Raw genomic sequence first — 23,060 nt, 5'->3', positions numbered from 1 at the left:
CTAACCAATAGCCAGGGTGTTGATCTGCAGGATGGGCAGCAGGATGGACAGGACGATGGTGGCGACCACCACCCCCATGACGATGATGATTGCCGGCTCCAGCAGGCTGAGCGCGGCGCTGGTGAAGGTGTTGAACTCGCGTTCCAGATAGTCCGCGGCGCGCGACAGCATCATCTCCAGCCGGCCGGAGGCTTCGCCGCTGGCGGCCATGTACAGCAACACCGGCGGGAAGACCCCGGCCTTGCGCAGCGCCGCGGACAGACCGCCGCCTTCCCGGATCGCGACGGTCATGTCCTCGGTGGCGCGGCGCAGGACGCTGTTGCCGACGGTGCGGGCGGTCAGGGTCAGGCCCTCGAGGATCGGCAGGCCGCTGGCCAGCATGGTCGACAGGGTGCGGGCCAGGCGGGCGGCGTTCGCCTCCCGTTGCAGCCGGCCGATCAGCGGCAGGCGCAGCAGGGCGCCGTCGACGGCCAGACGGAAGCCGGGGTTGCGCATCCCCTGGGCGAAGGCGAGGCCGCCGACGACCAGCAGGATCAGGCCGATCCAGCCGTAGGCCTGCATGGCGTCCGACACCCCGATGATGACGCGGGTCAGCAGCGGCAGGGACTGGCCCATGCTGTCGAACTGATCAACCACCTTGGGAACCACGAAGGTCATCAGGGCGATCACCACCAGGATGGCGGTCGCGGCCAGGGCCAGAGGATAGACCAGCGCCGTGGTCAGCTTGGCGCGGACCGCCTGCTCCTGTTCCAGAAGGTCGGCGAGGCGGTCGAGGATGGCGGGTAGGGAACCAGAGGCTTCGCCGGCCGCGACCATGGCCCGGTAGAGGGGCGGAAAGCTGGCCGGCCGGCGGCCCATGGCCTCGGACAGGCGGAAGCCTTCGCGGATACCGGCGTGAACCTCGCCGAGAATGGCCCGGACCTTGGGCTGCTCGCTGTTCTGGGCGATGGCCCGGAGGGCTTCTTCCAGCGGGCTGACCGAAACCAGGGTCGAAAGCTGGCGAGTGATCAGTGACAGGTCCCTGGGCGACAGCCTCTCGCGGAACAGGCTCAGGCCCGGGCCGCTGTCGTTGGCGGCCGTCAGTCGGACGGGGGCCAGGCGGCGCTTCTCCAGGATGGCCCGCGCCGCGCCTTCGTCGGCGGCGCTGATCACGCCGTTGCGGGCCGTCCCTTGCGCGTCCAGCGCCAGATACTCAAACGCCGCCATGGCCCGCGGCTCCCGTTTGGGTTTCGGCCGTCTGGCGGGTGACGCGCAGCATTTCTTCCAGCGTGGTGACGCCGCTCAGGACCAGCTCACGGGCGTCGCTGGCGAGGTCGCCGGACTCCGAAAGGCCGGCGCTGATCGCCTGCTCGTCGGCGTTGGAGGCGATCAGGCCGCGGACGTGCTCGTCGATGCGGATGGCTTCATAGACACCGATGCGGCCCTGATAGCCGGTGTTGTTGCAGTGCTCGCATCCCCTGGCGCGGAACAGGGTCTGGCCCTCGGAGACACCGAGGCGGCGGGCCGTGGCGGCATCGGCCGGGTGGGGTTCGCGGCAGACGTCGCAGAGCCGCCGGACCAGCCGCTGGGCCAGAACGGTGCGCAGGGTCGAAGCCAGCAGGAAGGGCTCGACGCCCATGTCGCGCAGGCGGGTGACGGCGCCGGCGGCGTCGTTGGTGTGAACGGTGGACAGCACAAGGTGGCCGGTGAGGGCGGCCTGGACGGCGATCTGGGCCGTCTCGCTGTCGCGAATTTCGCCGACCATGACCACGTCCGGGTCCTGGCGCAGGATGGCGCGCAGGCCGGCGGCGAAGGTCATGCCGACCTTGGCGTTGACCTGGGTCTGGCCGACGCCGTGCATGGCGTACTCGACCGGATCCTCGATGGTCAGGATATTGCGGCTGGCGTCGTTGAGCAGGGCCAGGCCGGCATAAAGGGTGGTGGTCTTGCCGGAACCGGTCGGGCCGGTGACCAGGATGATGCCGTGCGGCTCGCGTACCGCGGATTCAAAAAGCCGCAGCAGGGCAGGCGGCATGCCCAGCTGCTGCAGCTGCAGGCCGGCCTGGTCCTTGTCGAGGATGCGCAGGACCACGCGCTCGCCGACACGGGCGGGCAGGGTGGAGACGCGGACGTCGAGCGCCTTGCCGCCCAGCGCCAGGGAGATCCGGCCGTCCTGCGGCAGCCGCTTTTCGGCGATGTCCAGCCGCGCCATGACCTTGATGCGCGAGACGAGCAGCGGGCCGATACGCTGGGGCAGGCTGAGCACTTCGCGCAACACGCCGTCGACACGGAAGCGGACGGTGACCGCCTTCTCGAAGGGCTCGATATGGATGTCGGAGGCGCCGAGACGGGCGGCCTCAGCGATCAGGCCGTTGATCAGCCGGATGACCGGGGCCTCGTCCTGCGGGTCGAGCAGGTCGGCGGTGGCGGGGATGTCGTCGAGCAGGGCGTCGAGGCCGCCGGCCATCTCTACGCTGTCGGCGCTGGAGGCGGCGAGGCCTTCGCCGGCGTAGACTTCCGAGAACTGCCGGTCGAAGGCGGAGGGCGAGAGGCTTTCGATGGTCAGGGGGCGGCCCAGCACCCGGCGCGCCTCGACCAGGGCGGCGGGATCGGAGCCTTCGCGCAGGCCGACTCGCGCCGTCTCGCCGAGCGAGAGGAGCAGCACGCCCGCCCGCTTGGCGAATCCGTAGGACAGGGTCGGGTCGGCCAGGGTGATCATTTCGGCGGCGCAGCGACCGGAGGCGGCGGCACGTTCGGCGGGGTGGCGCCCAGCTGGTCCACGATGACCGTGTCGAGATCGTTGCTGCCGTCCTTGTTGCTGAAGGCGGGCTGCTGGCGCAGCAGTTCGTAGCGCGGTCCGGTGACGGCGCGGGCGTCCTCGTCGTTGCGAATGATGCGAGGGCGCAGGAAGATCATCAGGTTGGTGCGCTTGCCCTCGCGGGCGCGGCTCTTGAACAGCTCGCCCAGCAGCGGCACGTCGCTGAGCAACGGGGTGCGCTCGAGGCTGATGGACTCGTCCTGCTGCAGCAGGCCGGCCAGGACGACGATCTCGCCGTCGCCGATGACGGCGGTGGTTTCAACGACCCGCTTGTTGAGGATCAGCTCGGGATTGTTGGTCGTCACGGTGCCGGCGATGGCCGACACCTCTTGGCGCAGATGCAGGGTGATGCCGCCGCCGGCGTTGATCTGCGGCGTGACGGTCAGCTTGATACCGATGTCCTGGCGCTGGACGGTGCGGAAGGGGTTGGAGTTGGCGTCGCCCAGCACCTCGCCGGTGGTGATCGGGATTTCCTGGCCGACCAGGATCGAGGCCTCGCGGTTATCGAGCGTCAGCACATGCGGCGTCGACAGCAGCTTGGAGGAACTGTCCTCGCGCACCGCGTTGATGATGAAGCCGAACAGGGTGTCGCCGGTGAGCGTGCCCGTGACCGCGCCGAGCGCGCCATTGGAATTGAGCAGCGAACTGAGCGCCGCGTCGCGCAGCTGGGCCAGCAGTTGGCTGTCTTCCGGCAGGTTGTTCTCGCCGACGATGGCCCCGGTCAGGGCCAGGATGTTGGGGCCGGTGTTGGAATAGTTTGTGGCCGCGAAGGGCACGTTGCCGCCCTGGCTGCCGAGGATGGTCTGGACGCCCAGCCTCTGGGCGGCGCCGTCGGACACCTCGACGACGATGGCCTCCACAAGCACCTGCTCACGCCGCACGTCGAGCTGGCGAATAACCTCGGCCAGCATGCGCTGGGTTTCGGGGTCGGCGCTGATGATCAGGGCGTTGGCGCCGGGATAGCGGGCGAGGTTGGCGCGCTGCGAGCCGGGGGCCGGGGCGGCGGCGGGGGCGGCCGAGCCGGTCTCCTGGCTGGTCTTGCCGCCGGACGGCGCAGTCTGCTGCTGGCCGACCAGTTGCTGCAGGACGGGCAGCATCTCCTCGGCGTTGGCGTGCTTGAGGAAGACCACCTGGATGTCGGCGCTGGACTGGGCGCGTTTGTCGAGGTCGGTGATGATCGGGATCAGCCGGGCGATGGCGTCGGCGTCGCCCCGGAGCATGATGGAGTTGCTGCTCTCGACCGCCACGATGGCGACCGCGCCGCGCCCGCCCTTGCCATCGGCTCCCGGCGCGGAGGTCAGGTCGTTGAGCACGCGGGCGATTTCAGTCGCCCGGCTGTACTTGAGGGTGACGGTCTGGACCTGGGCCCGGTCCTGGTCGATCTGGCCGATCAGGCCCCGGATGCGGCGCATGTTGTCGGCGTAGTCGGCGACGACCACTGTGTTGCCGCGCGGATTGGCGGTCACCACGCCCTGGGGTCCGACCAGCGGCTTGATCATCTCGGCGGCGCCGGCCGCGTCGATGGTGCGCAGGCGGAACACCTCGGTGACGAACCCGCTGCGGCCCGCCGACGGGGCGCGTGCGGCGTTCTCGGCCGGCTCGATGCGATAGGAGGTCGGACCGGTGGGGATGGCGATGTAGCCGTTGGAGCGCAGGGTCGCCAGGAAGACCTCGAACAGCTCGGTCTTGCTCAGCGGCCCATCGCTGGCGACGCTGACCGTGCCCTTGACGCGCGGGTCGATGATGAAGGTGCGACCGGTGCTGCGGGCGACGTCCTGGATGAAGGCGCGGATGTCCGCATCCTGAACATTCAGCACCTGGGTTTGCGCCAGGGCAGGCGCGGCGGGCGCCAGGGCGGACGCGCCGAAGAGGGCCGCGAGGGCGAGGGTCCGGATGGTGTTCCTCAAGCGGGCGGCGTCCTTATTGGGAGACATCGGGGAAAGTCAGCTTGGTGGTCGCGGCGCCGCGCGCCAGGACCACATGGTTGTCATGCACGGCCTGCAGGGTCACGCCCGGCGCGACGGTTTCGCCGACCAGGTAGGAAGCCTGTTTGCCATCGGCCGTGCCGATGATGGCGGAGCCTCGACCGTCGGCCCCGGCGCGCACGCCGTACAGCCGCATCGCCTGGCCCGAGGCCTGACCGCCGGCAGCAGCGTCAAGGCCGAGGAACGGATTGAAGCGGGTGAGGATCGACAGGTCGGAAGTCTGTGCGGCGGCCCTCGACGGCGGCGGCCCGCCCGGGGCGGCGATCGCCCACACAAGTCCCGCGGCCTGGATCGCCAGCAGCAGCACGAGGACCGCCTCGACCGCGGCGCGGCCGGAAGCGTCCTGGATGCCACCCGGCAAAAGGCGCTGCCAAAGGACCACTCTGAAACTTTCCCCGCTGCGACACCGATGGGTCGGGTTAGACGCGCCGTGCCGCAGGTCAGTGATACTTCCGTGACGCTTCAATGACAAACGCTCCCCACCCGGACGGGTAGGGAGCGCCTGCCAACGCTTACAAGGGTTGACCTAGAACTTGGCCGAGATGCTGAACGAGACGCTGCGGCCCAGATCGTAGGTGTTGGTGTCGACGCGGCCGCCACCAAGCTCCTGGAATTCCTCGGAGTCTTCGCCGAGCAGGTTGCGGGCCTCGAAGCCGAACTCCATCTCCTTGCCCATCACCTCGAAGCCCTTGCGGTAGGTGAAGTCGAGGTTGACGGTCTCGCCCTGGATCAGGTCCGGGAAGCCGGTGCGGCCCCGGGCGGCGATCCGTTCACTGACATAGGTCAACAGCAGGGTGGCCTGGGACTTGGCGTTCTCGTCCTCCCAGCCGAACTGCAGGTTGGCCAGATGGTCGGACTGTCCCTGCAGGGTGTCGCCGTCGGTGACATAGTCGATGGCGGGGCGGGGGCTGCCCAGACCCGACAGCGGGTAGACCACGTCGCCCGAGCCCACCTTCACCTCGGAGCTGGTCCAGGTGTAGTTGGCGGCGATCAGCCAGCGCTTGTCGCTGAACCACTGCATCTCGAGCGGGATGTCGAAGTAGGCCTTCGCATCGATCTCGGCGCCGTAAAGAACGGCGGCCGGGGCGTTCAGGAAGGTGGTCTGCAGGCTCGAGCCGCCTTCGTTGACGATGGTTTCAACCGGCTTGTCGATGTCCTTGTAGAAGACGCCGAAGGTCAGCGACTGGCCCTTGTCGAAGTACCACTCGTAGCGGGCGTCGACGTTGATCAGCTCGGAATCCACCAGGTAGGGGTTGCCGATGTAGAGGCGGTCGGTGTCCGGATCGAGGTAGGTCTGCGGAGCCAGCTCGCGGAACTGCGGCCGGGCGATGGTCTTGGAAAGGCCAAAGCGCAGCTGCATGTCCTCGAAGAAGTTCCAGGTCACCGTGGTGGCCGGCAACCAGTACTCGTTTTCCAGCTTCGGCGCGCTGGGCAGGGGCCCGGAGAAGATGTCGATGGGGTTGACCCCCTGCTCGGCCTCTTCGTAACGGGCGCCGATCGAGACACGGACCAGCGGGATGATCTCGGCATCGACCTGGAACCAGGCCGCGCGCGTTTCCAGCGCCGCCTTGTAGGCCGAGGCGCCGTCGGCGCCGGTGGTTTCACGGAGCATGAACAGCTGCGGGCCGATGTTGAAATCCGACAGCAGGAAATCGACCCGGCTGTCCTGGACATCGAGCGGGATGGCGTTGTTGAGCGCCAGGAAGCGGAACTCGCGCTGGCTGGCATGACGGTTGTTGTCCATCCAGGCGACGCCGCCGCTGAGGATGATCTCGCGGGAGTCCGACAGCGGCAGGACGTAGGAGCCGTCGATGCCGAAGCTGCCGACGGTGTCCTCGACCTCGCCGAAGCGGGTGTAGTTCTGCACCGAGGAGCCGTCGTGACGGTAGGGCTCGTTGGCGTCCTGGATGCCGTCGTTGTCGGCGTCGACCCAGAAGTAGCGGATGCCCTTCTCATAGGGGCTGTTGCGCGAGGTCTTGGCGAAGGCGCCGCGCCAGGAAACCTTGAAATCCCCGAACTCGGACGAGCCGGCCAGTTGGGTGTTGATCAGGCTGCGCTCGAACCACTCGGTGTAGTCGTCGCGCACCAGGCCCTGGCCCGGAGCGTTGCTGTCGTAGCCCTCGCGGATGCGGGCTTCCTTCAGCGTCGAGTGGATATAGAGGTTGGTCCACTTCACCTGGTGGGCGCTGTCGGTGGACTCCCAGCTCAGGCCGAACAGGCCGTTGAGCACGGCGTTGTTCTCGGTCGAGCGGAAATTGTAGTCGGTGTTGACGCTGATCACCCCCGCCTGGACGATGCCTTCCTGCTGGATCCCGTCGCGGCTCTTCCAGCCGTTCTTGAAACCCAGCACGCCGATCACGCCAACGAAGCCGGCGTCGCCCAGGTCGAACGAGCGACCGGCCGAGATGTCGAGCCCGAAGTTGGGATCGATGTTGTTCTTGCGCTGGATCAGGTTCAGCGGCGCGTTGACGAAGCTGCGGCCGATCTGCTGCAGCTCGGCGTCCGTGTAGTTGGCCTCGCTGACCCGCAGGCGATCCTTGGAGATGCGCTGCAGGATGCGCGGGGTATCGCGCGTACCGTCGTCGTAGCCCAGCCAGTCGGTGTCCGAACCGTAGTAGGTCAGACCTTCCTGGAAGGTGGTCTCGGTGTTGCCGCCAGTGCTCATCCCGATGCTGAAGAAGGGGTCATCGGGGGTGGTGACCGTCTGCAGGTCGATGACGCCGCCGCCGAACTCGCCGGGATAGTTGGGCGAGTAGGTCTTCTGGACGATGGTGCCGCTCAGGATGCTGGCCGGAAACAGGTCCAGCGGCACGACCCGCTGGAGCGGCTCGGGCGAGGGCAGGGGGGAGCCGTTGAGCAGGGCCGAGCTGTAGCGCTCGCCCAGACCCCGGACATAGACGAACTTGCCGCTGACCAGAGACACGCCGGTAAGACGGGTCAACGCCTCGGCGGCGTTGTCGTCACCCTGGCGCTTGAGGTCTTCGGGCTGCAGGTAAGTGGCGACCTCGCTGGTTTCCCGCATCGGCTCGGGGATGTTCTTGCCGAGGACGACGATCTCCTCGACCTCCTCTTCGGCCGGAGCCGGGGCCGGCGTGTCCTGGGCTGCGGCGAGACCCGGCGCGGTGAGCGCCGTGGTGGCCAGCAGAAGACCCGTGAGGGTCAGATGTAGCTTCGACATGAGAGTGTGCCTTGATTGGGAAACCGCGGAGCGACGTTGGGCGGCGGGCATGACCCGCCGCCCCGCATCGGTCATCAGCAGCTCGCGCCGCCGGTCAGGCCGCAGGTCCAGGTGGCGTACCAGGTGTCAGCCGCGTTCCGCACCGCCGCGATGTTGAGCGGGTTGGCGAAGAAGGCTGAGAGGCCCGTCGGGTTGGTCACCACCACGGCGTTTTCGTTGGCGCCGTTGATGAAGGTCCCGGTCAGGGTCGAGGTCCCGTTCGAGGTGTTGTTGTTCGCCCCCGGGCCGAAGATCGCCGAGGCCCCAGCCGCATTGACGTTGGCGTCGTCACGGAAGGCCAGGCTGCAGGTCAGGAACACGGACCGGAAGGTGGCGGTGGTGCTGGCGTCGTCGATATCCAAGCAGGCGCCGGTCGTGCCCGGACGGGTGACCGTGCCGTTGTACAGTTGGTAGTCGGTGCCGGTGTTGAGGACGATGGCGTCGCTGCCGCTGTCGCGGGCCACGAAGGTGAAGTTGGAGATCTTCGGGTTGGAGCGCGGGTTGCCGGTGGCGAGCGAAGCCATGGAGGCCTCGATGATGCGGTCGCCGCCATTCGGGCGCTGGACCACCAGGGCGTACTGAATGGAGCCGCTGTAGCCCTGGTCGGTGTCGATGCTGTCGTCGTCGTTGCCGGTCAGGACCAGGTAGCGGACGTTGACGTTGCCGCCGAAGAACTCGACGCCGTCGTCCGAGCTGTTGTGGACCTGGATGTGGTCGACGGTCGTGCCGTTGCCGACGCCGGCGAAGGTGATGCCGTTCAGCTCGTTGCCCGGCAGGATCTGGAAGCCGGAGTGCTGGACGCGGACGTACTGCAGGGTGCCGCTGTTGTCGGCGTTGTTGTTGCCGCCGTAGAGGGCGTTGGTGCCTTCGACCTGGGCTTCACAGTTGGCGCTGCCGTAGGGGACCGCGGCCGGGCAGTTGGAAATGTTGGCGCGGCCGAGGATGACCAGGCCACCCCATTGACCGATGCTGTCGGTGGTCGCCGTGCCTTCGATGCTGGCGCGGCTGGTGAAGACGATCGGCTGGGCGGCCGTGCCCTGGGCGAAGATCTGCGAGCCGCGGTTGACCACGACGTAGTCGAGACCGGCCGAACCGAAGATGCGGACACCCGGTTCAACGGTCAGGATACCCTGCGCCGCGCCGGCAATGGGAGCGGCGACCGCGCCGCCGCGGTCCTGGCCCACGTCGACCCGGCCGCTGACCGAGTAGATGGTGCCGGTGCGCAGCGGGACGACAAGGTTGCCGGTGATCAGGGCGGGGAGCTGGCAGATGCGCAGCGTGCCGCCGACCGCGGCGTTGATGGTGCCGACGTTGGCGAAGCCGGTCGGGCAATCGACGGCCGCGCCGCCGCCACCCCCGCCGCCACCGCCACCGCCGCCACCGCCGCCGCCGCCGCCGCCGAAGTCGCCTTCACCCGGCGAGGCGACGCCGTCGGCGCCGCCGCAGCTGGCCAGCAGCAGGCTGGCGCTGGCCGCCGCCATCACCGACATGAATTTCTTGAGCCCGGACATCCTGATCTCCACGTGACAAGCGTTCGTCTGCACGCGGGGACGCGGAGCCGCCTGGCCCCGCTATGGGAGTGGGCCCCGCCTGCCCGGGGATGGCGAATAGCCGCCGTTCGTGACGTTCAGGGCAACGCTTTGTGACAGTATTGAATCGGCCCCGCGGCGTTTGGGCCGAGGTGACCCGGGGAGGCGAGGGACTGTTGCGAACCCGCAATCCGTTGCGGCGCCGGACGTGATGCCCCGAACGGGGCTTTCGAACCCGGGGCCAGCGAGCAGCCTAAAGTTATCCACAGGCTGACAAATAACCTTCACAAACTGTCGCAAAGGCGTAGCATCCCCTGGGAACCTGGCCGTTCGAGCCGGGCATGGAGGAGGATCTCATGATCGTTATGTCTCTGGTCGTCGCGATGCTCTCAGCGGGCGCCGAGGCCATGCCTGTGAAGGCGGTCATGGAGTCCGATACCGGCCCCCGCGCCAGCCGCGAGCTCTACGTCTGCGCGCGGGACGACGCCTCGCGCCGGGCGTTCAAGCGAGAACATGGCCAGGTCATCTTCGTCTCGGCCAAGGAAGCGGCCAGCAGCCGAGGGTGGGACGCTCCGCGCTGCATCACCGCCGCCGAATACAAGCGCCTGACGGCATTGGTCGGCGACGTGCGCTGGGTCAAGGATTGAGCGGCAGAGCGCGCTAAAGCCCTAGAGGCCCCAGGATCCAGACCATCCAGCCGCCGAGGGCCAGGAAGACGCCGAACGGCAACTTCATCTCGGCCGAAACGCCGCGCCGGGCGATGACCATGGCCATGACGACGCTGAGACCGGCGACGCCGGCCCAGACCACCACGCTGGGCAGGCCCTGCCAGCCGACCCAGGCGCCGATGGCGCCCAGCAAGATCGGATCGCCGCCGCCGAGGCCCTCGCGGCCGCGCAGGCGCCGATAGGCAAAAGCGACCAGCCAAAGGGCGCCGAAGCCCGCTGCCGCCCCGATCAGGCTGTCGGTCCAGGGGGTGTTGGTCATGTCCGCCAGCGAGAAGGCGACGGCCTGGATGAGTCCGGCTGCGCCCAAGGGCAGGGTCAGGCGGTCGGGCAGCCAGAAATGCTCACCGTCAATCACCGCCAGAACGAGCAGCCACCAGCCGAACAGGGCGCTGACCAGGGCCATCGGGCCGTCGAAGGCGAAGGCGGACCAGATCCCAAGGGCCAGGCAGCCCAGCTCCATCATCAGATAACGGCGTGGAATGGCGGCGCCGCAGGTGCGGCAGCGGCCGCGCAGGGCCAGGAAGCTGAGGATCGGCACAAGGTCGATGGGGCCAAGGGTGCGGCCGCAGGACCCGCAGGCCGAGCGGCCTTTCATCACCGTCTTGTCTTCCGGCAGGCGCAGGCTGACCAGGCCAAGAAAGCTGCCGGCCACGGGACCGAGCAGGATGGCGGCGAGGTCCCAGATCCAGGTCATGGCGCGCGCACCGCATGGAGAAACCGGGCGTAACCGAGTTCGGCGGCGTTCTTGGTGAGCTCGATATTGGCCCAGGCGACGACGTCGGCGAAAGGCCGCCCGGAGAAGGGCCAACGGGTCCGGTCGGCAGCGGCGAACTCGGCTTCGGAGAGGCCCTCGACGGCGGCGCGCCATTCGGAGTGCAGCACCTCGATGCGGCTGCGGGCGCCGTTGGCGTCACCGGGCCAGGGGACGGCATCTCGGGTCAGGGTGGCGTCGCCGAAGCAGTGGTTGAGAACCATCGACCACCAGAAAATCATGTGCCAGGTCAGCCAGGCGATGCTGGGCGGGCCCAGGTCATAGCCTTCGTGCTCGGGCCAGCCGGCGCGCCAGACACCTTTCGCGTCCTGGGCCACATGCAGGCCCGCCGAAGCCGGCCGCCAGAGGCACGCGTCCGTCGTCAGCCCCTGCAGGTGATAGTCAGCCAGGGCCCAGGCGGTGTCGAGCTGGCGCAGCAGGAGGCGGCGGGTATCGGTCATGGCGTCAGGCCGGCGTCTGGCGAAGGATGTTGGCCCAGGGGTTGAGGTCGGGCTCGGCGATCTTCTTCAGGGTGTTCTTGTCGCGGTGCAGGAAGGGCTCGTCCTGTCCACGGACCTGCAGGGTGGTGTTGGAGATGTAGCTCCACGTCCCGTCGTCGTGGAAGGTCACCTCGATACGGTATGCGTCGGTGCGGAAGGCCTGTTCGAGGAAGGTCGTCGAGCAGATGCCGTACTCGGTCTGGCCGCGGGTGGCGGTCAGGACGAGGGTCCGGGCGTCCGGTTCGGCATGGCCGGCGGCGATGGCCACCTGGCCGCGCGGGATGGACAGGGTCTGCAGGATCAACCCCGTCGCAGGCTCCCACAGCCAGTAGCCGACCTGATCGTGGAATGTCAGTGCCTCTTCCCGCGTGTTGACGTGGACGTGGTAGCGCAGGCCGTAGAACAGCTGGGGGCCGTTGGCCTGGGGATCGATCGGCTGCATCTCGATGCGCTCGTAGAAGCGGCGCGTTTCGGGGCCGTCGGCCTTGGGGTTCACATCGACGCCGCGCTCACCTTCCCAGACGCCCGCCAGCCGGCGCAGCGGACCCAGATTGGCCAGGGTCTCGGGATCGACGTCCTCGGGCTCGGTGAAGATGTCGTCCGGGATGTCCATGCCGCGTTGCTCCTTGTGCCTTGGCGCGTCATCGGCCTAGCATGAGTCACGGTCGGTAAGGCGGCCGCTCGTCCGCGGAAAGGGCTCAGCCCGCCTTCAGCGCCATATGATCGGTGATCCTCACCTTTCCTTGCCCTGTCGGCGGACACCAGGGTGCGAAGGAAAGGCTATGCCATGACCACGCCCGACCGCGCCCCGCGCGCGCTTCCAGAAAATCCCTCCAGCGAACATCTGCGCAAGCAGGCAAAACGGCTTGCCAGGGCGCAGGGCCTGAAGCTGGCCCTGGCGCAACACCAGGTGGCCGGCGAGTACGGCTTCCCGACCTGGGCGGCCCTGATCACCCGGGTGCGAAAGCTGGAGCCGCAGAGCCCTTTGACCGCTCTGGCGCAGGCCGCCCGTGATGGCGACCTGCCCCGGGTGCAGGCGCTGCTCGCCGCCGGCCAGGACCCCAACGACGGTGGGCCGCAGACCAGCCCGGTCTGGGAGGCCTGTGGCTCCGCCGCCGGGCCCGATGTTCGCCTCGCCATCGTCCGGGCTCTGATCGACGCCGGCGCCAGCGCCCGCAAGGCGACGCCGGGCCAGCGGCCGCTGCACAAGGTGGCCGAGCGCGGACCGCTCGCCCTGGCCGAACTGCTGCTGCTGCACGGCGCCATCGAATGGGAACCCAACGAAAAGGGCCGCAACGCCCTCGACATCGCCCGTCGCTCCCGCGCCCGCGACGCCGCCGCCATGGTCGAGCTGTTCGACCGCCCAGTGATCCGCGACCCGTCGTTCCGCGCCGCCGTCGACGCCGTCCAGGTTGGCGACCTCGCGATCCTGAACCGGCTGCTCGACGCCGAGCCGCGCCTGCTGACCGAGCGCATCCGCGAGCCCGACTGCTATCGCGACAGCGGGCGCGACCAGTACTTCCTCGATCCCAAGCTCTTGTGGTTCGTGGCCAACAACCCGACCCTGATCGAGACCATGCCGGCCAACATGCCGGACATTGCCCGAGCCCTGACCGTGCGCGGCGTCGCTCAGGAGGACCTCGACTACACCCTGGGCCTGGTCATGACCTCCAGCCCCGCCCGAAAGGACGGGCTGCAGATCCCACTGGTCGAGGTCCTCGTCGGTGCGGGCGCCCGGCCAAAGCCCGACGACCTGGGCGGCGTCCTGGCCCATCAGGAGACGCAGATCGTCGAACACCTCGTCGCCAAGGGCATGCCGCTGACCGCTCCCGTCGCTGCGGCGCTTGGCCGGACCGACGTGCTGCCGGGGCTGCTGGCCGCCGCCTCTCAGGCTGACGTCGAGGCGGCCCTCGATCTGGCGGTGATCAACAGCCAGACTGAAAGTGTGCGGATGGCGCTCCAGGCAGGCGCCACGGTCAACCGCCGCTCATCGCAGCACCGACATGGCAACCCGATCCACCAGGCCGCGCTCAACGACAACCCCGACATCCTCGACCTGCTGGCCGACGCCGGCGCCGACTTGCAGGTGGTCGACGACCTGTGGGACGGCGTGCCCTGGGGTTGGGCCATCCACGGCGGTCAGGCCTCGGCCGTCGCCTGGTTCGAGAAGCGGCTGGGTCAGCCTGCCTCCTGACCGGCCTCTGCGTAGCCGGCGTAGCTGTGCTTCAGCGTGGCGTGGTTGAGCAGCATCTCGGCCACCTGCCTTGTCCCCGATGCGTCGAAGATGCGGGTCCGCACCCAGTAGGATTCCGTGCGCTTGCTCTCGGCCAGGGCGGCGATCTCGCGGCGCAGGACGTACTCCTCGCCGACGAACAGCGGGCCGTCAATCAGGCGGATTTCCTGGTCGGCGAACAGGCCGACGGCGGGTCCCTTGACCGGGAACTTCGCCTGGTGGCTCGAGTATTCTGCCAGCACGCTGATCATCTCCAGCGGGATGATCGGCCGGCCCCAGGGCGAACCCTGGCTGTACCAGTCCGAGTTTTCGGTGATGCCGGCCAGCTTCTGATTGAGGCTGAAGGGATAGAGGTTCCCCATGTGCTGGTCCGGATCCATCCGCACCCGCTCCTCGGCCGCCCCGGTCATGCCGACGTGGAGATCCTCGAGGATCAAGAGCTTGCCGGGCGGACGCAGGGCCGCCATCCGCTGTTCCAGCAGGGTCGGGCCGGCGTCCGGGCCGATGCTTGCGCTGGCCTCCAGCACCGGCGTGCCGTCGGCCTTCTCGGCCCAGACCCGCGTGGTCTTCGCCCCCTCGGCGGGGATCTGCGCAAAGGCGCGGACCTCTTCGCCCTCGACCACCATGTTCAGATAGTGGGAGGAGATGCAGCCCTGCTCGAACCAGGCCTTGCCCCAGATCTTCTCCAGCAGCGGCGGGAACAGGCTGAAGTGCGTCGGCCCCTCGATTGGCCCGGCCCGGAAGCCCAGCTTCTCGGCCATCTCGTCGTCGTGGATCGAGGCGTGGCCGCCGTACTCCTGATCGCCCAGCATCTGGCGCGGCTTGCGCAGGGGACCTACCAGGGCGAGGGGCGTATCGAAGGTCACGGGCGGCTCCTTGGAGTTTGGGTCAGGCCTTGAGGCTGGCGGGGTCGGGCAGGAAGGCCTTCACCTCGGCCAGAAAGCGGTCGAGCTGGTCATGGTGCAGCCAGTGGCCGGCCTTTTCGAAGGACACGACCCTGGCGTCCTGGAAGTGCGTCGCCCGCCCGTCCTTCGACGGATCCGAGGCCCAGCTGTCCTGGCCGACGCACAGCAGGGTCGGGCAGGTGATCTGGGCCCAGACGCCGTTGAGCTCCTCCTCGGACAGGTCGCTGGGTTGAGGGGAGCGCAAATAGTTGTCGAACTTCCAGCTGTATGTGCCGTCCTCGTTGCGGCTGACGCCATGGGTGGTCAGGTGCCGCGCCTGGTCTTCGCTGAGGTGGCTGTTCTCGGCCTGCATGCGCAGCAGGGCCTCGTCGATGCTGGCGTAGCGCTTGTGGGTGCGGGCGCTCAAACCCCGGCGCTTCTCGATCCAGTCACGCCAGCGTTTGCTGACCGGCGTCTGGCGACGTTCGGCGTACATCTTCGGGCTGGGGCCCAGGCCCTCGATGGCGACCAGGGCGGTCACCTTCTCCGGATAGAGGCCGGCATAACGCAGGGCCACCGCGCCGCCGAGCGAGTGGGCGATGATCGAAACCTGCTCGCGGCCTGTCTGCTGGATCAGCTGGGCCAGGTCGTAGACCATGTAGGGCATCATGTAGGCGCCGTCCGGGGACCAGGCGCTGTCGCCGTGGCCTCGCAGGTCGGGGCAGATCACATGCCAGTCGCGGCGCAGCGCCCGGGCCACCCAGTCCCAGCTGCGGGCGTGGTCCTGGCCGCCGTGCTGCAGGATCAGGGTCGGCGCCTCGGGGTTGCCCCAGTCGAGGTAGTTCAGCCGCAGCCGCTGGGAAACGAAGCTGTGCGAAGTCGGGCCGGAGTCGTCGAAACGGGATGTATCGCTCATGGCTCCGTCGTTTCAGAGCCGGGGCCACGTTGCAAGCGCGATGGCGGACAGGGTGGGATTCGAACCCACGGTGGGCTCGCACCCACGGCGGTTTTCAAGACCGCTGCCTTAAACCGCTCGGCCACCTGTCCGTTGAGCGGACCGGCGCTATAGCAGGGGTGGTTGCGGCAAAACAGCCATTTGCGCGCCGTTAACCGAAACGAAGACGCTCCCCGGCCATCCTGCCCGCGATCACTGGGAGGGGCGGCATGCCGCGCCATATCTGGAAACGGGCAGGGGGGCTGGCCCTGGCGCTGCTGGCGACAGCCAGCCTGGCCGCCTGCGCGACCCCGCGCCTCTCTCCTCGGGCCGAAGCCAAGCCCACGACCAAGCCTGGTGGCCGCGTTCCCGGCACTATGCGGCCCTATCAAGTGCGCGGCCGCTGGTACACGCCGCGCGAAGACACCGACTACAACGAGGTCGGCATCGCCAGCTGGTACGGCCAGCAGTTCCATAACCGCCAGACCGCCAACGGCGAGATGTTCGACATGTGGGTGGTTTCGGCGGCTCACAAGACGTTGCCGCTACCCTGTATCGTCGAGGTGACCAACCTGGACAACGGCAAGAAGATAAAGGTCCGGGTCAATGACCGCGGCCCCTTCGTCGATGGCCGGATCATCGACATGTCGCGGGCCGGCGCCGAGGCGCTGGGTTTCGCCGGCAAGGGCACGGCAAAGGTGCGGGTGCGCTACGTCGGCCCGGCCCCGGCGCGCGGCAAGGATCGCACTCTGCAGTATGCGGGCCTGGCCAAGGACGAGGAGCCGAACCGGCTGTCTTTCCCGTTCGGCGACGACGGCTGGGTGGTGCAGGCCGGGGCCTTTGCCGACCGCGATAACGCCGAAAAGGCGGTCAATTCCCTGCGTGACGTCGGCAAGGCGAAGATCGTGCCGCTGAAGCGCGATGGCCGCACCCTCTACCGGGTTGTCCTGGACTCGGGCCGCGACATGGCCGGGGCCGGGCGGCTGCGTGACCAGGTGGCGCAGCTGGGCTTTCCCGACGCGAAGTTGATCGCCGAGCGCTAGACATCAAGGGCGGTTCAGCCGATGGGTTGAGCCCATGTCCAAGGGATTCTTCATCACCTTCGAGGGCGGCGAGGGCGCCGGCAAATCGACCCAGATCCGGCGATTGGCCGAGCGGCTGAAGGCGCTGGGCCACCAGGTGGTGCTGACGCGCGAGCCCGGCGGCTCGCCCGGCGCCGAGGCGATCCGCGACATCGTGCTCAACGGCCCGCCCGAGCGCTGGTCGGCGGTGACCGAGACCCTGTTGATGTACGCCTCGCGCCGCGACCACATCGAGCGGGTGATCAAACCGGCTCTCGACGCTGGCAAGGTGGTGCTCTGCGACCGCTTCGCCGACTCGACCCGGGCCTATCAGGGGGCCGGCGGCCAGGTCGATACCCGGCTGATCGACACCCTGGAAGCCACGGTGCTGGAGGGCGTCCATCCCGACCTGACCCTGATTCTCGACCTGCCCGTCGCCGAGGGTCTGTCGCGCGCCCTTAGCCGGGGCGGCGGCGAGGATCGCTTCGAGACCAAGGGCGGCGCCTTCCACGAGCGGCTGCGCCAGGCCTTCCTCGAGATCGCGGCGAACGAGCCCGACCGCTGCGTCGTTCTGCGCGCCGATCGCACGCCCGAGGCTGTCGAAGCCGACATCCGCGCCGCCGTGGAGCCGCGCCTGGAGCGGGTGGATGGCTGACGGCCAGCGCCATCCGCGCGATACCGACAGGCTGCTGGGCCACGAGGCCCAGGAGGCGGCCTTCGTCTCGGCCCTGGAGAGCGGCCGGCTGCACCACGCCTGGCTGCTGACCGGGCCGGAGGGCGTCGGCAAGGCCAGCTTCGCCTACATGGCCGCTCGTCGGCTGCTCGGCGCGACGCCGGACGGGGCAGGGGGCCTGTCTTCCAGTCTGGACAGCATTCCGGCCCGGCTGATGGCGGCCAAGAGCCACCCCGACTTCATGGCCCTGGAGCGGATCGGCGAGGACGGCAAGCCGCGCAAGGTGATCCCGGTCGACGAGGCTCGCCAGCTGCCCGAATTCTTCTCCAAGTCGCCGGCCCAGGCCCCCTATCGGGTGGCCATCATCGATGCGGCTGACGACCTCAACGTCAACGCCGCCAACGCCATCCTCAAGACCCTGGAGGAGCCGCCGCCGCGCGGGGTGCTGTTCTTGGTCAGTCATGCGCCGGGCCGGCTGCTGCCGACCATCCGCTCGCGTTGCCGCACCCTGGCCTTCCGGGTTCCCGACACCGACACCGCCGAGATCATCGTGCGCCGGCAGTCGGAGCTGGACGGCTATGACACCGCCCGCCTGGTCAAGATGGCCGGCGGATCGCCGGGCCTGGCCCTGAAGATGGCCGACCTCGGCGTCCTGGCCATGGACGACACCGCCCATGAGCTGCTCAACCACCTGAAACACCCTGATCCGGCCCCGCTGCTGGCCATGGCCGACAGTTTCCGCGGCGCGGAAGGCGCCGAGCGCTTCCAGATGCTGTTCGAGCGGCTCAGCGACCGTGTCCGCACCATGGCCGTCGAGCAGGCGATGAGCGGGCAGGGTGAGGACCTCGACCGCTGGGCCGACGTCTGGGAGGTGCTTGAGCGCCTGCCGCGTGAGGCCGAAGCCCTAAACCTGGACCGCGCCGACAGCTTCTGGACGGCCGTCCGCGCCCTGCGAGCCGCCGCCGCCTGATGCTCATCGACAGCCACGTCAACCTGCACGCCCCCCAGTTCGCCGACGACCAGGCAGAGGTGATCGACCGCGCCCGCGCCGCCGGCGTCGAGATGATGGTCACCATCTGCGACAAGGTGAGCAGCTTCGAGGCGGTGCACGCCATCGCCATGGCCCATGACGACATCTGGGCGACGGTTGGAACGCACCCGCACGAAGCCAAGGAAAGTCCGTCACTTAAGGCCAATGATCTGATCGCCTTGGCGCAGCGGCCGAAGGTCATCGGCATCGGCGAATGCGGCCTCGACTTCCACTACGATCTCAGCCCGCGCGACATCCAGGCCGCCGTCTTCCGCCAGCACGCCATCGCCGCCCGCGAGACCGGCCTGCCGCTGGTTGTCCACACCCGCGAGGCCGACGAGGTCATGGGCGACATCCTGGAAGAGGAATTCGCCGCCGGTCCGTTCAAGCTGTTGATGCACTGCTACACCAGCGGCCCGGATCTGGCCCGCCGGGCGGCGGCGCTGGGCGCCTGGTTTTCGGTCAGCGGCATCGCCACCTTCAAGGCGGCGCAGGAGGTGCGCGACACCATCGCAGACATCATGCCGGCCGACCGCATCATCCTCGAGACCGACTGCCCCTATCTGGCCCCGGTTCCGATGCGCGGCCGCCGCAACGAACCGGCCTATCTACCTCATATCCTTGAGAAACTGGCCGACATCCGGGGCTGGACCCGCGACGAGGCCGAACAACGCACCGAAGACGCCTTCTTCGCGCTGTTCGATCGGATACCGCGCCCGTGACGCTGCGGGTCACCGTCCTCGGCTGCGGCAGCTCGGGCGGCGTCCCGAGGGCTGATGGAAATTGGGGCGCCTGTGATCCGGCCGAGCCGAAGAACCGACGTCGCCGCTGTTCCCTGCTGGTCGAACGCGCCCCCGAACAGGGATGGGGGCAGGGGCCTCCGACCACCCTCGTCGTCGACACCTCGCCGGATTTCCGTGAGCAGTCGATTTCCGCAAAGATACAGCGACTTGACGGTGTTCTCTTCACACACGATCACGCTGATCAGACCCACGGCCTGGACGATATCCGCGCCTTCGCCCTGAACCAGCGGGCCCGAATTCCGACCTGGATGGACGGCGCCACCTGGCGCCGCCTGGAGCACCGGTTCGGCTACATCTTCCACAGCACCGGCGGCTATCCGGCTATCGCCGACCTGCAACCGATGCCCGGCCTCGGCGTCCGCTTCCAGGTCGACGGACCGGCCGGCCCGATTCCGGTGGTGGCTTTCGACCAGGAGCATGGCGAGATCCGCTCGCTAGGTTTCCGTTTTGGATCAATCGCTTATTCGCCTGACGTCAACGGTCTGCCGGACGAAGCCTTCGCCGCTTTGTCCGGAATCGACACGTGGATTGTCGATGCTCTGCGCTACACGCCGCATCCGACCCATGCCAACCTCGAGCGGACCCTGGGCTGGATCGACCGGATCAAGCCGCGCCGCGCCATTCTGACCAATATGCACATCGACCTGGACTACAACCGGCTGGTCCGCGAACTGCCACAGGGCGTCGAACCGGCCTACGACGGCCTCAGCCTGGAGCTGCCGCTGTGACCCAGTATCTCATCGCCCAGATCACCATCCATGACCGCGAAGCCTACGGCCGCTACCAGGCGGCCTTCATGCCGGTGCTGAAGCAGTATGGCGGCCGGCTGCTGGCCGCCGACGAAGGCGCCGAAGTTCTTGAGGGAGAATGGCCGTTCGACAAGCTGATCCTGATGGCGTTCGACGATGCCGCTGCTGTTAGGTCCTGGTTCGAAAGCGCTGAATACCAAGCGATTTCCGTGGATCGGAAACTGGGATCGAAGGCGGTGGCCGTGAGCATCACCGGGTTCTGAGTATCAAATATTTCCGATAATATATCTTAGGCGCAAAATGGATGTGACCGGAAACGGCTTGGCCATGGCCCGGTCGCCGCCTGTCGCTGCCTATTTGAGTTCGACGCCGTTGCGGACGATGACCGGCACGGGGCAGCCGTAGATCCGCCGATTGACCGCCAGTTCCATGCGGGCCGGCGGCGCTTCGGTCAGGCGCACCGGGCCTTTGGGAACGTCACGGTTGACCGCCCGCTCGGCCTGGTAGGCGCAGCGCGCCTGGAATTCGGCGATCTGCTGAGCCCGGGTCTGCTTTTGCGCCGCCGTCGGCTCGGCGGCGAAGGTCGGCCCGGCCAGACCGGCGATCATCAGGACGGTCAGAATCGATCTCATGGCGCGTCTCCCTTGCCCCTGCTCTACCACAGGACGATCTAACTGTACCCGGGCGGAAACTGGAAGCCGCCGAAGGCCTGTTCGAGCAAGCCGGCGAAGTGGATGGTCGTACGGTCCTCGAACGCGGCCCCGATGATCTGCACCCCCAACGGCATGCCGTCGGTGGAGAGGCCGATCGGCGCGGCGGTTGACGGCAGGTTGGCCAGGGTGGCGATGCCCGGCCAGGCCAACTGGTCGAAATACGGGGTTTCCTGGTTGTCGATCAGGTGGGTCCGCTGGTCCTGCGGCCGTGCGTCGTGCGGATAAGCGGTGCGGCCATAGCTCGGCGCCAGAATGACGTCGAACTCCTCGAACAGGCGGGCGAAGGCGCGGCGGGTGACCAGCTGGCCGTCCTGCATGTCCATCCAGCCGTGGGCGGTCAGCGCCGATGGGCTGGGCGAGCCGCGGCTCAGGACCGTGTTCAGCATGCCGCCGTAGAGGTGGTGCAGGCCGCCGAGGTCCGGCAGCAGGGCGCTTTCGCGGGCCACACGGGCCCCTGCCCGCTCGAGCTTGCCGGCCAGGGCGTCGATGGAGCCGCGGACCTCGTTGTCGGTGGCGGCCAGGGGATGACTGTCGACGACCAGCACCCGGTAGTCCGCGAGGGTCGCGCCGCGCGGTTTGGGTAGATCAAGGCGGTAGGCCTTGGCCAGGTCCTCGTTGGGGCCGGCTATGACGCCAAGCACCAGATCGAGATCCTTCGCCGTGCGGGCGATGGGGCCGACCACGGCCAGGGGCACGGGGGTGTTGTCGATGCCGGGCGGCTGATGGCCTCGGCTGGGGACCAGTTCCCAGGTCGGCTTGTGGCCGTAGAGGCCGCAGAAGGCGGCGGGCACCCGGATCGAACCGCCAATGTCGGAGCCGAGTTCGATGGGGCTCATGCCCGCCGCCACCGCCGCCGCCGCGCCGCCGGAGGAGCCGCCCGGAGTGCGCTCGAGGTTCCAGGGGTTCTGGCTGCGGCCGTAGATGGGGTTGTCCGACTGCCAGTCGGCCAGGAAGGGCGGCACGTTGGTCTTGCCGAGGATGACGGCGCCGGCGTTCTTCAGCCGGGTGATGGCCACCGCGTCGGTCGGGGCGGTCCAGTTGCCGAACAGTTCGGTCCCCCAGCTGGTCCGCAAACCGGCGACGTTGTTGCTCTCCTTGACCGTCATCGGAACGCCGAGCAGCGGCCCGGTCTGCCCCTTGGCGATGGCGGCGTCGGCGGCCAGGGCGGCGTCGCGGGCCCGGTCGAAGTCGCGCACGACCACGGCGTTGAGGGCCGGATCCCGCTCGTCGATGCGGGCGATGGCCGCCTCGGTCAGCTCGAGGGCTCCGATCCGGCGGGCGGCCAGATCAGCGGCAAGGTCGGTGGCGGATTTGTCGAGGGGATGGGTCATGGGAAGAGGATAGCGAACACGGTTCGATCCGCGCCAGCCCCCTTGCGTCGTCTCCGGCCGAACCCCGGACAAGCAAACGCCCACGACGGTCAACCGCCGTGGGCGTCTTTAGCCTTGAAAGGCCGTAGCGCTTAGAGCGCGTCCTTCAGGGCCTTGGCGGCCTGGAAGGAAACCTTCTTGCTGGCGGCGATCTGAATCGTCGCGCCGGTCGAAGGGTTGCGGCCGGTGCGGGCCGGCTTGTTCTGAACCTTGAACTTGCCGAAGCCGGGGATCGAGACTTCTTCGCCCTTGACCGCGGCGTCGCGGATCGCAGCGAAGACGCCGTCGACGACGGCCTTGGCTTGAGCCTTGGTCAGCTTGTCGTCCTTCGACGCCACGGCGTCGATGATGTCAGCGGTATTCAATGGAATCTCTCCGTAAATCAGAATCAGCCATGGACCGTGCCAAGGCTATGCAGCGCTGTCACTAGGCAACAGCAGGCTGGCGGTTCCCTAGCGATACGCTATCTTGCTGTCGAGGGCGCGAATTGATGAGGAATGACCCATGCGTATCGTGACTCTGGCCGCTATCGCCGCTCTGTCGCTGGCCGCGCCGGCCTTGGCCGCGGAGCCGGAAGTAACCGTCTCCTACGGGCCCAAGCTGGAAAAGAAGATCGATGAGTACGGGTCCCGCGAGGTCGACCGTCTGGCCGAGGACCTGCGCAAATCCGTGCTCAAGGCGACTGCCGGCAACCCCAGCCTGGACGGCGCCCGCATTGAGCTGGTGCTGGAGGATGCGGTGCCTAACCGCCCGACTTTCCAGCAGATGTCGGACAAGCCAGGCCTCTCCTACGAGAGCTTCGGCGTCGGCGGCGCTTCGATCTCCGGGCGCGTCATCCTGGCCGACGGCGCCAGCCGCCCGGTCAGCTACCGCTGGTACGAGACCGACATCCGCTGGGCCTGGCCGTCCGGCACCTGGAGCGATGCGGAGCAGACCTTCGACCGCTTCGCCCGCAGCCTGGCCCGCGACAGGGACCTGTAGTCAGGCCCCTGCTCAATTTGGCGTGACATCGTGTCCGGCAATTCACTTGCGCGGACCGCCGAAGCGGGCTGAAGTCTGCTTAACGACGATCACATAAGCGTCGACTTCCACTTAGTGAGGCA

The 23,060-nt window shown here is 68.1% G+C and carries 23 protein-coding genes and 1 tRNA gene; 9 read left to right on the top strand and 15 right to left on the bottom strand.

Going from position 1 to position 23,060, the window contains the following annotated elements:
* The 6 genes from gspF to AC2YG9_RS12570 all read right to left on the bottom strand — a co-directional run bounded on the left by gspF (position 1) and on the right by AC2YG9_RS12570 (position 9,510).
* Complete coding sequence (gene gspF, locus AC2YG9_RS12595; protein ID WP_487298318.1) at positions 1–1,206, bottom strand: type II secretion system inner membrane protein GspF; 1,206 nt, start codon at positions 1,204–1,206, stop codon at positions 1–3.
* Entirely contained in the window at positions 1,193–2,698 is a 1,506-nt protein-coding gene (gene gspE / locus AC2YG9_RS12590; RefSeq protein WP_487298317.1) for a type II secretion system ATPase GspE, read from the bottom strand. The genes gspF and gspE overlap by 14 nt, the downstream gene beginning before the upstream one ends.
* Positions 2,695–4,704: a type II secretion system secretin GspD gene (gspD, locus tag AC2YG9_RS12585; protein ID WP_487298316.1), complete on the bottom strand. Its 2,010-nt coding sequence runs from the start codon at positions 4,702–4,704 to the stop codon at positions 2,695–2,697. The genes gspE and gspD overlap by 4 nt, the downstream gene beginning before the upstream one ends.
* 13 nt (positions 4,705–4,717) lie before the next feature.
* Positions 4,718–5,164, bottom strand: a complete 447-nt coding sequence (locus AC2YG9_RS12580) for a type II secretion system protein N (RefSeq protein ID WP_487298315.1) — start codon at positions 5,162–5,164, stop codon at positions 4,718–4,720.
* A gap of 144 nt (positions 5,165–5,308) precedes the next feature.
* Positions 5,309–7,960 (bottom strand): TonB-dependent receptor plug domain-containing protein, encoded by a 2,652-nt coding sequence (locus AC2YG9_RS12575; protein WP_487298314.1) that lies wholly within the window; start codon positions 7,958–7,960, stop codon positions 5,309–5,311.
* Positions 7,961–8,034: 74 nt separating this feature from the next.
* Positions 8,035–9,510: a hypothetical protein gene (locus tag AC2YG9_RS12570; protein WP_487298313.1), complete on the bottom strand. Its 1,476-nt coding sequence runs from the start codon at positions 9,508–9,510 to the stop codon at positions 8,035–8,037.
* Between the two features lie 374 nt (positions 9,511–9,884).
* Here AC2YG9_RS12570 and AC2YG9_RS12565 point away from each other — a divergent pair, with 374 nt between their 5' ends.
* Positions 9,885–10,175 carry a hypothetical protein gene (locus AC2YG9_RS12565; protein ID WP_487298312.1) on the top strand — a complete coding sequence of 97 codons (291 nt, stop codon included), beginning with the start codon at positions 9,885–9,887 and terminating at the stop codon, positions 10,173–10,175.
* 13 nt (positions 10,176–10,188) lie between these two features.
* On the opposite strand, the gene AC2YG9_RS12560 is transcribed toward AC2YG9_RS12565, so the two are convergent.
* Genes AC2YG9_RS12560 through AC2YG9_RS12550 form a run of 3 tightly spaced genes read right to left on the bottom strand, consistent with a single transcriptional unit; the run spans position 10,189 to position 12,120 of the window.
* On the bottom strand, positions 10,189–10,950 hold the full coding sequence (locus tag AC2YG9_RS12560) for a prepilin peptidase (protein ID WP_487298311.1): 762 nt from the start codon (positions 10,948–10,950) through the stop codon (positions 10,189–10,191).
* Entirely contained in the window at positions 10,947–11,468 is a 522-nt protein-coding gene (locus AC2YG9_RS12555) for a DinB family protein (RefSeq protein WP_487298310.1), read from the bottom strand. Before AC2YG9_RS12555 ends, AC2YG9_RS12560 begins: the two co-directional genes overlap by 4 nt.
* Positions 11,469–11,472: 4 nt before the next feature.
* Positions 11,473–12,120 (bottom strand): FABP family protein, encoded by a 648-nt coding sequence (locus AC2YG9_RS12550; protein ID WP_487298309.1) that lies wholly within the window; start codon positions 12,118–12,120, stop codon positions 11,473–11,475.
* A 174-nt stretch (positions 12,121–12,294) separates the two neighbouring features.
* On the opposite strand from AC2YG9_RS12550, the gene AC2YG9_RS12545 reads away from it, so the two are divergent.
* Positions 12,295–13,701 (top strand): ankyrin repeat domain-containing protein, encoded by a 1,407-nt coding sequence (locus AC2YG9_RS12545; protein WP_487298308.1) that lies wholly within the window; start codon positions 12,295–12,297, stop codon positions 13,699–13,701.
* Here AC2YG9_RS12545 and AC2YG9_RS12540 read toward each other — a convergent pair.
* The 3 genes from AC2YG9_RS12540 to AC2YG9_RS12530 all read right to left on the bottom strand — a co-directional run bounded on the left by AC2YG9_RS12540 (position 13,686) and on the right by AC2YG9_RS12530 (position 15,671).
* The gene (locus tag AC2YG9_RS12540) at positions 13,686–14,606 is read right to left on the bottom strand and encodes a hypothetical protein (RefSeq protein ID WP_487298307.1); all 921 of its coding nucleotides are present in this window, start codon (positions 14,604–14,606) and stop codon (positions 13,686–13,688) included. The two genes, AC2YG9_RS12545 and AC2YG9_RS12540, sit on opposite strands and share 16 nt — an antisense overlap.
* A 22-nt stretch (positions 14,607–14,628) precedes the next feature.
* Positions 14,629–15,540 (bottom strand): alpha/beta fold hydrolase, encoded by a 912-nt coding sequence (locus AC2YG9_RS12535; protein WP_487298306.1) that lies wholly within the window; start codon positions 15,538–15,540, stop codon positions 14,629–14,631.
* 41 nt (positions 15,541–15,581) lie between these two features.
* Positions 15,582–15,671 (bottom strand) — tRNA-Ser (locus AC2YG9_RS12530).
* A 117-nt stretch (positions 15,672–15,788) separates the two neighbouring features.
* Between AC2YG9_RS12530 and AC2YG9_RS12525 the strand changes: the two genes are divergently transcribed.
* From AC2YG9_RS12525 to AC2YG9_RS12500, 6 genes are read left to right on the top strand one after another with little or no spacing between them, the layout of a single operon-like run.
* Positions 15,789–16,601 (top strand): septal ring lytic transglycosylase RlpA family protein, encoded by an 813-nt coding sequence (locus AC2YG9_RS12525; protein WP_487298305.1) that lies wholly within the window; start codon positions 15,789–15,791, stop codon positions 16,599–16,601.
* Between the two features lie 34 nt (positions 16,602–16,635).
* On the top strand, positions 16,636–17,274 hold the full coding sequence (gene tmk / locus AC2YG9_RS12520) for a dTMP kinase (protein WP_487298304.1): 639 nt from the start codon (positions 16,636–16,638) through the stop codon (positions 17,272–17,274).
* Entirely contained in the window at positions 17,267–18,262 is a 996-nt protein-coding gene (locus AC2YG9_RS12515) for a DNA polymerase III subunit delta' (protein ID WP_487298303.1), read from the top strand. Before tmk ends, AC2YG9_RS12515 begins: the two co-directional genes overlap by 8 nt.
* A complete protein-coding gene (locus tag AC2YG9_RS12510; protein ID WP_487298302.1) occupies positions 18,262–19,044 on the top strand; it encodes a TatD family hydrolase in 783 nt (260 codons plus the stop codon). Before AC2YG9_RS12515 ends, AC2YG9_RS12510 begins: the two co-directional genes overlap by 1 nt.
* Entirely contained in the window at positions 19,041–19,853 is an 813-nt protein-coding gene (locus AC2YG9_RS12505) for an MBL fold metallo-hydrolase (protein ID WP_487298301.1), read from the top strand. Before AC2YG9_RS12510 ends, AC2YG9_RS12505 begins: the two co-directional genes overlap by 4 nt.
* Positions 19,850–20,137, top strand: a complete 288-nt coding sequence (locus tag AC2YG9_RS12500; RefSeq protein WP_487298300.1) for a DUF1330 domain-containing protein — start codon at positions 19,850–19,852, stop codon at positions 20,135–20,137. Before AC2YG9_RS12505 ends, AC2YG9_RS12500 begins: the two co-directional genes overlap by 4 nt.
* Positions 20,138–20,227: 90 nt before the next feature.
* Here the strand turns inward: AC2YG9_RS12500 and AC2YG9_RS12495 are convergent, their stop codons facing one another.
* From AC2YG9_RS12495 to AC2YG9_RS12485, 3 genes are all read right to left on the bottom strand, one after another.
* On the bottom strand, positions 20,228–20,506 hold the full coding sequence (locus AC2YG9_RS12495) for a hypothetical protein (RefSeq protein ID WP_487298299.1): 279 nt from the start codon (positions 20,504–20,506) through the stop codon (positions 20,228–20,230).
* Positions 20,507–20,544: 38 nt separating this feature from the next.
* Positions 20,545–21,918: an amidase family protein gene (locus tag AC2YG9_RS12490; RefSeq protein WP_487298298.1), complete on the bottom strand. Its 1,374-nt coding sequence runs from the start codon at positions 21,916–21,918 to the stop codon at positions 20,545–20,547.
* Positions 21,919–22,049: 131 nt separating this feature from the next.
* The gene (locus AC2YG9_RS12485) at positions 22,050–22,322 is read right to left on the bottom strand and encodes an HU family DNA-binding protein (protein WP_166576253.1); all 273 of its coding nucleotides are present in this window, start codon (positions 22,320–22,322) and stop codon (positions 22,050–22,052) included.
* Between the two features lie 139 nt (positions 22,323–22,461).
* Here AC2YG9_RS12485 and AC2YG9_RS12480 point away from each other — a divergent pair, with 139 nt between their 5' ends.
* Complete coding sequence (locus AC2YG9_RS12480) at positions 22,462–22,938, top strand: hypothetical protein (RefSeq protein ID WP_487298297.1); 477 nt, start codon at positions 22,462–22,464, stop codon at positions 22,936–22,938.
* Positions 22,939–23,060 lie beyond the last annotated feature (122 nt).

The sequence above is a fragment of the Caulobacter sp. SRI_014 genome, assembly GCF_057586315.1.
Note: the sequence above shows the minus strand (reverse complement) of the source record. Positions and strands in the feature narration are given on the sequence as shown.